At 60.6% G+C, this 12,851-nt stretch carries 13 protein-coding genes; 2 read left to right on the top strand and 11 right to left on the bottom strand.

Annotated elements, in window-relative coordinates; all coding sequences use genetic code 11:
* Positions 1-41: 41 nt before the first annotated feature.
* From VVD49_RS07615 to VVD49_RS07580, 8 genes are all read right to left on the bottom strand, one after another.
* A complete protein-coding gene (locus tag VVD49_RS07615) occupies positions 42-989 on the bottom strand; it encodes an NAD-dependent epimerase/dehydratase family protein (protein ID WP_327598539.1) in 948 nt (315 codons plus the stop codon).
* Between the two features lie 17 nt (positions 990-1,006).
* Positions 1,007-1,813: a glycosyltransferase family 2 protein gene (locus tag VVD49_RS07610; RefSeq protein WP_327598538.1), complete on the bottom strand. Its 807-nt coding sequence runs from the start codon at positions 1,811-1,813 to the stop codon at positions 1,007-1,009.
* A 23-nt stretch (positions 1,814-1,836) separates the two neighbouring features.
* Positions 1,837-2,772 (bottom strand): glycosyltransferase family 2 protein, encoded by a 936-nt coding sequence (locus VVD49_RS07605; protein ID WP_327598537.1) that lies wholly within the window; start codon positions 2,770-2,772, stop codon positions 1,837-1,839.
* On the bottom strand, positions 2,769-3,680 hold the full coding sequence (locus tag VVD49_RS07600; RefSeq protein WP_327598536.1) for a glycosyltransferase family 2 protein: 912 nt from the start codon (positions 3,678-3,680) through the stop codon (positions 2,769-2,771). The genes VVD49_RS07605 and VVD49_RS07600 overlap by 4 nt, the downstream gene beginning before the upstream one ends.
* Before the next feature lie 36 nt (positions 3,681-3,716).
* Complete coding sequence (locus VVD49_RS07595) at positions 3,717-4,562, bottom strand: class I SAM-dependent methyltransferase (protein WP_327598535.1); 846 nt, start codon at positions 4,560-4,562, stop codon at positions 3,717-3,719.
* Entirely contained in the window at positions 4,559-6,076 is a 1,518-nt protein-coding gene (locus VVD49_RS07590; RefSeq protein ID WP_327598534.1) for a lipopolysaccharide biosynthesis protein, read from the bottom strand. Before VVD49_RS07590 ends, VVD49_RS07595 begins: the two co-directional genes overlap by 4 nt.
* A 39-nt stretch (positions 6,077-6,115) precedes the next feature.
* Positions 6,116-7,123, bottom strand: a complete 1,008-nt coding sequence (locus VVD49_RS07585; protein WP_327598533.1) for an NAD-dependent epimerase — start codon at positions 7,121-7,123, stop codon at positions 6,116-6,118.
* 131 nt (positions 7,124-7,254) lie between these two features.
* Entirely contained in the window at positions 7,255-8,013 is a 759-nt protein-coding gene (locus VVD49_RS07580; protein WP_327598532.1) for a glycosyltransferase family 2 protein, read from the bottom strand.
* Between the two features lie 67 nt (positions 8,014-8,080).
* Here VVD49_RS07580 and waaC point away from each other — a divergent pair, with 67 nt between their 5' ends.
* On the top strand, positions 8,081-9,070 hold the full coding sequence (gene waaC / locus VVD49_RS07575) for a lipopolysaccharide heptosyltransferase I (protein WP_327598531.1): 990 nt from the start codon (positions 8,081-8,083) through the stop codon (positions 9,068-9,070).
* Positions 9,067-10,341 carry a lipid IV(A) 3-deoxy-D-manno-octulosonic acid transferase gene (gene waaA, locus VVD49_RS07570; RefSeq protein WP_327598530.1) on the top strand — a complete coding sequence of 425 codons (1,275 nt, stop codon included), beginning with the start codon at positions 9,067-9,069 and terminating at the stop codon, positions 10,339-10,341. Before waaC ends, waaA begins: the two co-directional genes overlap by 4 nt.
* Before the next feature lie 53 nt (positions 10,342-10,394).
* On the opposite strand, the gene VVD49_RS07565 is transcribed toward waaA, so the two are convergent.
* The 3 genes from VVD49_RS07565 to VVD49_RS07555 all read right to left on the bottom strand — a co-directional run bounded on the left by VVD49_RS07565 (position 10,395) and on the right by VVD49_RS07555 (position 12,776).
* Positions 10,395-11,705: a TolC family outer membrane protein gene (locus VVD49_RS07565; RefSeq protein ID WP_327598529.1), complete on the bottom strand. Its 1,311-nt coding sequence runs from the start codon at positions 11,703-11,705 to the stop codon at positions 10,395-10,397.
* 77 nt (positions 11,706-11,782) lie between these two features.
* Complete coding sequence (locus VVD49_RS07560) at positions 11,783-12,109, bottom strand: rhodanese-like domain-containing protein (RefSeq protein ID WP_327598528.1); 327 nt, start codon at positions 12,107-12,109, stop codon at positions 11,783-11,785.
* 16 nt (positions 12,110-12,125) lie between these two features.
* Positions 12,126-12,776, bottom strand: coding sequence for a protein-L-isoaspartate O-methyltransferase family protein (locus VVD49_RS07555; RefSeq protein ID WP_327598527.1), 651 nt, complete (start codon positions 12,774-12,776; stop codon positions 12,126-12,128).
* Positions 12,777-12,851: the final 75 nt, after the last annotated feature.

The raw sequence follows: 12,851 nt of genomic DNA, 5'->3' as shown, positions 1-12,851 counted from the left end.
CCATGCCGAGAGAAGGATTGCCAACAGCAGACCAATCGGGATCACGCGTCTGGCTCCGATGCGCTCAGATAATGTTGGGCTGTCCGGAAAAGGACATCGTCCAGAGACTCCACGGAAGCCCAGCCAAGCAGATTGCGGGCTTTGCCAGCGTCGACTTCCAGATCGCCACTTAGACGATCTATTTGCGCATGCTTGCCCGAGAGACGCGCCAGTGCGCGCAGCAACGGGACGGGCACGGGCCACAGACGCGCCCTGCTCCCAAGACCACGCGCCAAGCCCGCTATCAACTCGGGTGTGCTCAATGCCGGCTCATCTGCAACGAGAAAGATCTCTCCAGCCGCTGCGACCTTTATGGCACACAACTCAAGCAGGCAGACCAGACTGCGTACTCCGACGAAACTGCGACGATTGCGCACGCTCGCGAGCGGCAGTGAGCGCCCTTGCGACAGCGCACGTAGCAGCGCAGGCAGGTTGCCCTTCGTCCCCGGCCCGACGACCATCGGCGGGCGCACAATCACAAGTTCAAGCCCGGTATCGGCCGATATCTGCTGCAGCGCCAACTCAGCCGCCAGCTTGGACCTTCCGTACGCGTCCTCCGGACGCGGCACATCATTTTCGTCAAAAGGCTTTCCGTGCGTAGCCTCTCCATTGACCTTGATGCTGCTCACGAACACTAGCCGTTTGACGCCGGCAATAGCCGCCGCGCGCGCCAAGTGCGCCGAGCCGCACACATTGATGCGTTCGAAGTCAGCCTCCGTACTCTTGCCATCCATTACATGTACGCGCGCGGCGAGATGAATAACGACATCAACATCTTTCAGGACTCCCTCCCAAGAGGTGGAGTCATCGATTTCGCCAACAGCCGCGCCCCCGGCCGCCGTAGCGCGGCGTACGACCGACACGACCCGATAGCCCTGTCGGCCGAGGTGCGCGCACAACTCGGCGCCCACGAAACCGTTCGCGCCGGTTACGAGCACTCGCGGGGTCATGTCATCCGCATTCATATTCACATCCACTTCCAGCCGTGCAGACCAAAATACACCCATGCAGACTGACAGAACATTTTCACGTGGATCCAGCCCTTGCGCGCAGCACCACCACCAAAATGCGTGATGCGCACATCACTCACCGCAGCAAGCCGCCCAAATGACTTTGCCCGCAGGCTCAGATCAAAGTCTTCGAAATAGAGGAAATAGCGCGGGTCGAACCCTTTCAGTTGTCGCAAGGCCTCGGCACGACACAGCATGAAGCAGCCACTCACGATGGGGGGGTCCCACATCACGCCTGGCCTGCCTTGGTCCTCCATTTCGTAGCGCGCCATGCGCGCCTTGAACATGCTGCGCATCCAACGGGGCGCAAAGCCTCGCAAGAACAGATCGAAAACAGCAGGGGGACGTTTGCACAGGAAATGCCAGTCAGCTCCGTCGCTCTGCATGGCGGGAGAGAGCAAGACACATTCGGGATGAGCCTGCATGAACTGCAGGGCCCGTGACAGGGAGTCTGGCTGCAAGGACACGTCCGGATTCAGGATCAAGTGCAGATCACCCATGCCTTGCTCCATGACCAGATTGTGCCCTTGCCCGAAGCCGACATTGCCCTGCCCACTCAGCAGGTGGGCGCGCTTCCACCCCTCTTGCCGAGCCAGTTCGATGAGGCCCTCATCGTTGCCGTTGTCGACAAGCTGTAATGTGACATCGCTCAGGTCATCGCTGGCCTTCGCCCGACCTGCAGCGGCCAACAAGCTCGCCAGCGTCTCGCGCAGCATTGCGCGGTCCGGATGATAGGTAACGAGGCCGACAGAAAGTGTGGTCATTCAGATAAAGCGAAGAAGCCGGGCTACGCGCCCGGGCAGAAAGGGCCTGTCCGCCCCATGAGGCCGTGCCAAAGACCGAGAGTCATCATTTTTAGCTGCTGCAGGCGGGACTTGCCAAACAGGGCATAGAACACGAACTTCTGGGCTGTTCTCAAGCCATTCGCACACTTCCAGGCACCTGGCACATAGCTCAGGCGACTCACCAGCACAGCATTCCGGAAGGTGTAATAGTGACGGAGCGGGCTTCTTGCGGGATACGCAGCCCCCCTGAATATGATGGGATCATCACCCAGAGAATGTTGCATCCAGGCCGAGAAACAGCCGAAATTTTCATAGCCCATGCTTTGTGCCCGCAAGCCCCATTCGACATCGACATAATCGATAAAAAGGTCACTTCGCATATCACCCACGTCGTTCAATACCGCCATGGGAATCATGCACCCCGACGCGATCAGGTGATCTACGGCAACAACATCACCCAGCTCAGGCTTCGCACAGCGCGTCAGCGAGAGTCCTCGCACGCGCACGAAGACCGGCACGCTGCCTTGGCGCTCATCGACGTAGCTGGGGCCAATGGAGCCCACGCGCCGACCTTGTGTGCCAAGCCAGTGCAATGAAGTCCGTAACGCCTTTACCATTCCATCCGCGGGGCAGCTGTCATGATCGAAAAAGACCAACTGCGTCGCGCCCAACTCTCGGGCACGGGCGATGCCGACATTCTGGGCGTGGGCAATCCCCATGTTGCGACCCAGCGCGATGAGTTCCTCGCCCTCTGTACGTACCATCGCCGCAAGTCCTATGTCATCGCGGGAGCCGTTATCAACCACGATGGACACATCGACCTGCCCCTGCAGACTGTCCAGAAGCCTCTGAAGCGTATTCACATCGGGGTTGTAGCTGACGATGAGGGCAACGACACGATCGGGGACGGGAGCTCCAGACAAATCCTGCGCGCTCATACTCGCGCGAGCACCGACAGGTGCCGACGAAGCAACGCAGGGAAGATTCCATAGCGCACAAGGACCCAGCGTCGCATCCACCAGCCGTGGCTATAAAGCTGGGCGAACTTCTCGGCGCAGGCCAGATTCTCGTCCGACGCTTTGCCGGCAAGGGCCTGAACCAGAGCATCGGCCTGTGCGCAGGCTGCGGTGTAATTCAGTGGCCATCCGTCCCGGCTGAAAGTGCGTGCGGGAATGGAGAAAAAACTGGGCATTTTCTTTGCGCCCAAGGTGTTGCGGCCATGTTGGCGATACTGGATCAGCGCATGTCGCACCGGCACGATGCGTCCGAGCGCACTCGCAATCAGCGCAAGCCAGTAGTCATGCATGAACGCACTCTCGGGAATGGGCGTAGCAGCATCCACCAATGCCCGGTTGCAAAGCATGGCGCAGCCCGTCACGACATTCTGGACAAGCAACTGGGATAGGTCATCCCTGAAAGGGTCTATGCCCTGATAGACCCAGAAGCTGGGATTCATCAGTTCGAGGCTTTCATCGACGACCTGCAGATCGCAATGCGCCAGCATCGGCGTGCCCGGCTCAGCATGCCGCTCTTCGGTACACAGCGCCTCAAGCAGCAACTCGAGTTTCTCCGGCTTCCAGACATCGTCCTGGTCACAGAAGGCAACGTAGGGCGCCGAGGAGTGCGCAATCAGTCTGGAGAAAGAGATCTTGGCTCCAGCACGCCCCTCGTCGCGCAGGATTTCAAATTGTCCGGGGTAGTTCCGGGCGTAGGTTTCCAGCAGCGTCAGTGAGCCATCCGACGACCCATCATCCCTGGCGATAACACGCCAATCCTTGTGCGTTTGCGCTAGAAGCGAATCAAGCTGAGCCGGTAGGTAGGCGGCGCCGTTGTAGGTCGCTAGCAAAATATCTATTCTCAAGACTGCTCTCGTCGTGCCGGCTTACTTTGATATCAATCGTGACAGCTTCAATTTTATTTCAAGAATGATGGTTCTTCGCAAGATATCAGCCTTGAAAAAGAGCGCCTGGAAAAACCCGGGATGATCGGCAAAGCGCAGGTTGTTGGCCCGGAAGGTGTCACCACTCTCCGCCGGTGTCGCACAGACAATGTACTGGAAATTGCGCCATTCCCTGTCCGGCGCCAGCAGGCCGATCACGACTCGGAACAAGAAGGGGCTATACAAGCCATAGCGGCGTACCGCCTCCCCTCCTCTCATCGTCGTCGGCCTGAAATCAAGAATCCTGAACGCCGTTGCACTGAACAGTTCGACGATGGTGTTGCGGGTGAAGAACCGGATATGGCTATTGTCCATGATTCCCGTTTTTGCATAGTCCCACTTGCCAGCCAGCAACATGCCACGCACTGCCACATGGGCAACATTGGGGATCGAGGCAACCACCACACCGCCTGGCTTCAAACGCGAACGGCACACGTCGAGAACCACCTCCGGATTTGCCGTGTGCTCCAGCACGTCAACAAAGCTGATCACATCGAACCGCTCATCCGGATGACTGGCGAAATAGTCATCCGCGAATCCAACGAACACCTGATCCAATAATGTCTGCGCGGCCGTTGCAGCGACCGGGTCAGGCTCCACTCCGACAACGGAGTGGCCCGCGGCCTTCAGCACTTCGCCCCAATAGCCGGACGCGCAACCTACTTCCAGTACCCTTAAGGCACGTCCTCTCGCATGCGCCTGAACCATGTCATAGGCCAGCGTATGCGAGCTGTTCTTCTCTGCAAGATTGATACTGGCGTGGTACTTCATCCCGGGCTCCACGGTCATGCACTCCTGTTCCTGCAAACCACCCCTGAAACATATGCCACGGCTTGCGCTCGCAAGCTGGGGCTAACCCATATGCCAATCGGCACGACCAATACCGCAGCTCCGCAAGCAAAAAGGGCACTTGCCAGCCGGCCATGCTCTGCATCAACAAGACAGGCCAGCAGGGCATAGATCGACAAGCACGCTGCCGGCCCACGCAGCACATCCCCGCGCAGCCAGGACCCGGTCAGGCCCGGCAACATGCGACGCTGCGTTTCCAGCATCCAGCCGACGAAGAACGCCAAGTTTCCAACAAACCAGGCCCAGGCCGCACCCGTCGCACCGTAATGAACGGCAAGAAAAACAACGGAGGGAACCCAGAGCAATGAAAAGATCAGGGAGCCGACCACATGCCGGCGGATCTCGCCGCGCGCATATTGCAACTGAAAAACAAGGCTGGACATCGCCAACAAAGCATTTCCTCCGGCATACAAAGCCAGAATCGTCGCCTCTTGATGCGCCAGGGTGCGATTGCCCGTCCATGCCCACAGCAACGGCTCTCCAAGAAAAATGGCGGCGCCCGATACGACTCCCAAAACACACATCAGCATTTGTGTCCCGCTGCGATACAGATTTGCCAGCGCGCCCTCATCATGACTGGTTGCCAGGAACACGAGACGCGGCTGCAAAGCCTGAATCAACGGAGTACTCAGCAAGGTCACTCCGCTCGCAGCAACCAAGGCAACGGCGTAACTGCCGTAAGCCCTCAGATCCAGGTAGTGGGACAAGACCAGTCGATCAACCTGTCCGATGACACCCCATGCCAGCGTCAAACCCGCCATGGCCCCCGCGAAACGGAAGACCGGCAAGGCGCTTCGATCAGGGCGCAGCGCCGACTGCTTGCCGCCCGGCAGGCTACGATAAAACAGGACACTGCAAACGGAAAACTCCAGAACGGCAATGACTACCTGATACGCGAAAAAAACTTCACACCGCGTGGAAATCAACAACAGAACAGCCACCACCAGGACTGAGCGCAGGGTCGCAAGCAACACCGCCACGAGATTCACCGTCAGCAGCCTGTCCATTCCGATCAGCCCACTGCGATAAAGGCTGGTCAGCCAACGCCCTCCGACCATCACCCCCATCATGGCGACACAGCGGCTCGCCTCTGCAACACTGATCTCGGTCAGCTGCAACCAATGCCCGGCGATCCAGCTACTGGCCAGCACGAGAATCAAGGCACACACTGCCCCCACGACCAGGAACAGCCATTCAGCGCTGCGAATGAAACGCCAGACTGCCTCCTGACTGACAGCTCCAGCACGATAGCGCGACAACTCGCGGATCAGGGTGGGGGAAATCCCCATATCGAGCAAGGCAAACCACGTCTGCAGCGCCACGAAGAAGCTGATCAACCCATACGCTTCGATGCCCATGTGGCGCACGTACACGGGCACCATGACGATCCCGATAGCAGCCACATACAGCTGCCCCAGCATATTGGCCGCGACGCTTTTCTTGAGTGACGCCACGTCGGCTAACCCCGGGCCCGATCGCCCGCTAACGATCGCCTACACACGAAAATAGTCTCTGTACCAGGCTACAAAGCGCTGCACGCCGCTACGCAACGGCGTACCCGGCTCAAAGCCCGTCCACGCCGTCAATGCAGACACGTCCGCCGAGGTGACCGGCACATCGCCCGGCTGCATGGGCTGGAAGTCCTTCTCCGCAATCTTGCCCGTCGCCGATTCGATCGCGTCAATGAAGTCCATCAGCGGCACGGGATCCTGATTGCCGATGTTGAAGACGCGGAACGGTGCGCGGCTGGTGGCGGGATTCGGAGCCTTGCCATCGTAGGCCGCATCCGGCTCGGCCGGGCGATCGAGGGTGCGTACGACGCCCTGCACGATGTCATCGACATAGGTGAAGTCGCGCAGCATCTTGCCGTGATTGAACACCTTGATCGGGCGTCCTTCGAAGATCGCGCTGGTGAACAACCAGGGCGCCATGTCCGGCCGCCCCCATGGGCCATACACCGTGAAGAAGCGCAGGCCCGTGGTGGGAATGTCGTAGAGATGACTGTAGGTGTGGGCCATCAATTCGTTGGCCTTCTTGGTCGCCGCATAGAGGCTAACCGGGTGATCCACAGGATCCGCTTCGGAGAAAGGCGTCTTCTCGTTGCCACCATAGACGCTGGAGCTCGACGCATAGACAAGGTGCTGTACGGCGTTGTGGCGACAGCCCTCGAGGACGTTCACGAAACCGACGAGATTCGAATCCACGTAGGCATGCGGATTCTGCAGCGAATAGCGCACGCCGGCCTGGGCCGCCAGATGCACGACGCGCTCGAATTTCTCTTCGGCGAACAATCGCGTCATGCCGTCACGATCTGCCAGATCGAGTTTGATGAAGCGGAAGTTGCTGAAAGCCTGGAGCTGCGCCAAACGGTCCAGCTTCAACTGCGGGTCGTAGTAGTCATTCAGATTGTCGAGCCCGACAACCTCATCGCCGCGCTGAAGCAACACCAGGGATGTATGCATGCCGATGAAACCGGCCGCGCCTGTTACCAGAATTTTCATGAAATGACCTTTCACGAGTCCGCCGCGATAATGGCGGACCGCCACGATGTTATGAGTTCATCGGCAGGCTTTTCCCCCTCAGGCCTTGGCCTGGCAGGAGTCGCGCCATACCTGCATGGCTGGGTCCCGGACTAACCCCGCCCCACCCGCTCGAAGTGCTTGGCGTACTTCGCGAAACTGTTGAAGCAGCCGATCAGTATATGGATCAGGCCCGGCAAACCATCGAGCCAGCCACCACGCAACAGGTAAAATTTTATGAAGCGAAAGCCCGGACTCAGGAAAAGCTTCGTAAAGGAAACCTCCGTCCCCTCGGCCAGCATGGCCTCGGCAGCCAGCGTGGTGTAGCGATTCTGCTTGGCCAGGTACGACTCGATGTTTTCTTCGGAGTGATGCAGCAAGTCACCCTTGAGCCGCCCGACCACGTCGAGCGTGATGACCTTTTCGTGCACCACGTCGTCTGACCAACGTGCGTGCTGGCGATTGAACAATCGCAAAGAAAGATCCGGATAGCCTTCGCCGTGGCGCAAATAGCGGCCGAGGAAGCGATTGCAGCGCGGAAATTCGTAGACCTTGTAGGCCGGCGCGGCGAGTTCGGATTCGATACTCCGGCGCAACGCGTCGGAAACGATTTCGTCGGAATCAACGCACAGCACCCAGTCATGCTGCGCCTGGTCGATGGCGAACTGCTTCTGCGGCCCAAAGCCACGCCAGGCTTCGGTGATGACGCGGGCACCCAAGCTCTCCGCCAGTTCGCGCGTGCCGTCTGTGCTGCCCGAGTCCACCACCACGATTTCCTCGCAGAAAGTCAGCGACTCCAAAGTCGCGCGCAGGCTGTGCGCGCAATTGAGCGTGATCAGTACTGCGGAAAGGGCTTGGCGGGCAGCGGCCATGGTCGGGGCGGGATCGGGCGATATAATCGGCGGCCCGCCATTCTACGCCAGCACGGCATAAGCCCGCATGCGATCAGTTCTGTTGGTCAAAACTTCGTCCATGGGCGATGTGATCCATAACCTGCCCGTGGTCAGCGACCTGCGGCGGATCTGGCCGCAAGCCACCATCGACTGGGTGGTGGAAGAGAGCTTTGCGGAAATTCCGCGCCTGCATCCCGAAGTACATAAGGTCATTCCCGTCGCGATCCGGCGCTGGCGCAAGCAGCTCGGCCAGGCCGCAACCTGGCGGGAAATGCGCAGTGCGTCCGCCGTGCTACGTGAAAACTACTATGACTTCATCATCGACACCCAAGGCCTCGCCAAGAGCGCCTTGATCAGCCGCGTCGCGCAGGGCCTGCGTTGCGGCTACGCGCGCGAGGTCGCACGCGAACCACTGGCTGCGCTCGCCTACGACTGCCACTACGTCATTCCGCGCAATGCACACGCAGTCGAGCGCAACCGCTGGCTGGCCGCTGCCGCCTGCGAATACGCGCAGGATTTACCGCTGCGTTACGGCATTCATGCGCCCGACGCGTTGCCGGCATGGGCCACCGCCGGCCTGCAGGATTCGCCATTTGCCGTGCTACTCACCGCCACCAGCCGCGACGACAAGCTGTGGCCGGAAGCACACTGGATTGCACTGGGGCACGCACTGCGCGAACAAGGCCTGAGCTGCGTGCTACCCGCCGGCAATCCCGCTGAGCGCACGCGCGCCGAGCGCATCGCAGCGGCTATCCCGCACGCCCTCGTTGCCCCGCCTTCACGCCTCACCGAACTGGCCAGCCTGATGCAGGCCGCGCAGGCCGTCGTTGGCGTGGACACCGGCCTGAGCCATCTCGCTGCAGCTCTCGACCGCCCCATAGTCGCCATTGCCGTGTCGACTGATCCCGCACTGACGGGCGTGCACGGCGGCCCGCGCACGATGAACCTGGGCGGCATCGGCCAGATACCGGAACCGGCCGCAGTCATGCATGCACTGGCCCCGCATCTGGCGGCGCGTGCGCGCCAGCAAGCATGAAGCGCGCGCTCTATTCCCTGCTGTGGTTTTGCGGCATGCCGCTGGTGCTCGGGCGCCTGCTATGGCGTGCACGTCGCCAACCGGAATACCTGGCGCATCTCGGCGAACGTTTCGGTCGCGTCACGCCGCCAGCCGGCCCCTGCATCTGGCTACACGCCGTCTCCGTCGGCGAGACGCGTGCTGCGCAGCCGCTGATCAAGACGCTTCTCAGCACATACCCTGAGCACCGCATTCTCGTCACGCACATGACCCCCACAGGTCGCGCGACAGGGAAGGAGTTGTTTGGCAAGGAGTCGCGCATCCAGCAGGCCTGGCTCCCCTACGATCTGCCCTGGCTGGCCCGACGCTTCCTGCGCAGCGTGCGCCCGGCCTGCGGCATCATCATGGAAACCGAGGTATGGCCCAACCTGATGCGCCAAGCGCAAGTGGCTGACGTGCCGATGTTGCTCGCCAACGCGCGTTTGTCCGCACGTTCAGCAAAGGGCTACGCGCGCCTCGGCGGGCTCGCCCGCGAGGCATTTGCCGCCTTCAGGCTGATCGCTGCGCAAAGCGCGGCAGATGCCGAGCGCTTGTGCCAGCTCGCGGGGCCCGCTGGTCAAGGCTCGGTGAGCGTCACCGGCAACATCAAGTATGACGTCGAGATTTCCCCGGCACTGCAGGCGCTGGGGGCGAGCTTCCGGCAACTCGCCGGTCAGCGCCCAGTCATGATCGCGACCAGCACACGCGAAGGCGAGGAGGCGCTGCTGTTCGAAGCATTCGCGCGCCAGGCGCCTGCGGAAGTCTTGCTGGTGCTGGTACCGCGCCACCCACAACGCTTCGACGACGTAGCCGCACTGGCGCAGCGCAGTGGCCTGAGCCTGCAACGCCGTAGTGACAATGCCCCGATTGCGGCGCATACGCGCGTCTGGCTCGGTGACAGCATGGGCGAGATGGCGGCCTATTACGCCATGGCGGACGTCTCTTTGATCGGCGGCAGCTGGCTGCCCTTCGGCAGCCAGAACCTGATCGAGTCCTGTGCCGCAGGCGTGCCTGTGATGATTGGCCCTTCCAGCTTCAATTTCACCGAGGCCGCCGAGAAGGCCATCGAAGCCGGCGCAGCTCTGCGCTGTGCCGATGCCGCCGGCGGTATCGCCGCAGCCCTCGCCCTGCTTGCCAACACCACACGTCGCGAAGCAATGGGTCAGGCCGGCCTCGCCTTCTGCAAGCAGCACGGTGGTGCAAGTGCTCGCCTCATGCAGCTCGTGCGCCAACTGCTGCCGGGCACTGCCTGAGCAAACAAAAAGGGCGCTCACGCGCCCTTTTTCATCCCGCAACCTGACAAAACTCAGGGCACCAGCAAAGCATTGATCTGCGCCATGTCTTCGGCTTCGATGGTGCCTGTCGCGGCCTTGAGCTTGAGCTGCGCAATCAGAGTGTCGTAACGCGCCTTGGCGAGTTTCTGCTGCGTATCGGCCAGCGAGCTCTGCGCGTTGAGCACGTCGATATTGATACGCACACCGACTTCGTAACCCAGCTTGTTGGAATCGACAGCGCTCTTGCTCGACAACACTGCGGCTTCATAACCACGCACCTGGGCGATACCACTGGTCACGCCCACGAAGGCCTGGCGTGCCGCCTGCACAGCAGTGCGGCGTTGCGTCTCGAGATCGGACTCGGCCTTGGTCGACAACGCGAGGCTTTCGCGCACCTTGGATTGCGTCGCACCGCCGGCATAGAGCGGCAATTGCAGTTGCACGCCCACGGCGCCGTTACGGACCAGCGAAGGGTTGCCATTGTTGGTGTTGGTCAGGTGCACATTGCTGTAGCTGGCCACCATATCGACGGTCGGCAGATGGCCCGCGCGCGCCTTCTCCACGTCGCGCTTGGCGATTTCTAGCGCCAGTTGCTGGGCCTGCACGGCAGGATTGTTCTTCTCCGCCGAGCCCACCCAGTCTTCCATCGAGGCAGGAATCGGTGCCGTAATCTGCACGCCTGGGCGCAGACGCGCCAGCGTTTGTGGCGGCTTGCCGGAAAGCAGGCTCAAGGCCTCGCGCTTGACGATCAGGTCGCTCTGCGCAGCGATCTCCTGTGCTGACGCAAGGTCGTATTTGGATTGCGCTTCATTCACGTCAGTAATGGTGACAGTGCCGACCTGGAAACTCTTCTTCGACAGCTGCAGCTGCTGATCGGCAGCCGACTTCAGGGCCTGCACCGAAGCCAGCACTTCTTCCGCATACAGCACGTCGAAATAGGTCTGCGCCGCGCGCAAAGCCAGATCGTTACGTGCGGTCTGGAACTGTGCCTGTGCCAACCCGACCTGCAGATCACCCTGCTTGTAGCTCACCCAGTTCTGCCAGCGAAACAAGGGTTGCGTCAGCTGTACTTGATAGGAGTTGGTGTTGAAACCGAAGTTGACCGGATTGGACACCAGCTCGACATCGGTTCTCGTGTAGGACGATGCGCCCGTCATGTTCAGCACAGGCAGGATGTTGGCCGTACCTTGCGGCCCCTTCTCCTTGCCGCTCTCCAGCTGCGCACGCGCGCTGTTGAATTGCGAATCACTGACCAGCGCATCACGGTAGATATCCAGCAGATTGGCAGCATGTGCATTCATGGCCGAGCAAGCGACCAGAACAAGATAGGCGATGCGTTTCATGTATTCCCGTTCTCCGGATATTGGTTTCGTATGACTACTCACAACACGCATTACACAAACTGCTGACGATGCCACCGTCAATAAGTCGGCACCGTCGGATCAACCTGCTCGGACCAGGCATGTATGCCGCCGGAGAGATTGAAGATGCGGTCAAAACCGCGCGTCCCCAGGAACATGGCCACCTGCTGGCTGCGCATGCCGTGATGACAGATGCACACGATGTCGCGCCCGGCATCGAGCTCGTCCGTGCGCCCGGGAATAGTTCCCATCGGCATCGAAACAGCCCCCTCTATCGCGCAATGGGCAAACTCGTGAGGCTCGCGCACGTCAAGCAGGAAAGGTCTGGCACGGCTCCCGTCCTTGAGCCAGGCCGCGAGGTCGGTTGCACTGATCTGTTCGAGCATTGAAATACCCTTGCCGTCAGAAAGCAAAGCTTGGCGCTTGCGCCGTGCGCAGGTACGGCACAAGCGTCTCGAAAACCGTGCTGCTGCGGAACTGGCCGTCGCCCAGATTCTGGACGAGCTGCCCCTTCATGACCGGCGCAGTGCCCACGAATGCGAACAGGCGGCCACCGGTCTTGAGCTGATCGAGCCAGGCTTGCGAAATCTCGCGAACGGCGCCCGAGACCATGATTACGTCATACGGCGCGCGGGCTGGCAGACCCGCCAGACCATCACCTTCTTCGACGATCACGTTGTCGATCTCGTTGCGCGCGAGGTTGTCGACCGCGAAGCGCACCAGCTGCGGCTCGATCTCGACACTACGCACCCACTCGCCGCGCACCGCCAGCAGAGCCGCCATGTAACCCGAACCCGTACCGATTTCGAGAATGCTGTCACCCGACTTGACGCCGATCGCCTGCAGCGCCTTGGCCTCGACCTTGGGCTCCAGCATGCTCTGGCCGCAGCCGATCGGGAGCTGTACCTCACCGAATGCCAGTGCCTGATGCTCGGGCAGCACGAAGAGCTCGCGTTTCACCGAACGCAACGCATTCAGCACATCCGGGTCGAGCACATCCCAGGGGCGGATCTGCTGCTCGATCATGTTGAAACGGGCGTGTTCGAAGTCCATGAAACATCCTTGAGGCAAGATTTGCGGGCAATTTTACCGGTTTCCGGGCGCTGCGCTGCGATTAAAAAGCGTAAC

This window comes from Uliginosibacterium silvisoli, assembly GCF_036017035.1.
Classification (GTDB): Bacteria; Pseudomonadota; Gammaproteobacteria; order Burkholderiales; family Rhodocyclaceae; genus Viridibacterium; species Viridibacterium silvisoli.
This window is presented reverse-complemented; position numbering and strand designations above follow the sequence as displayed.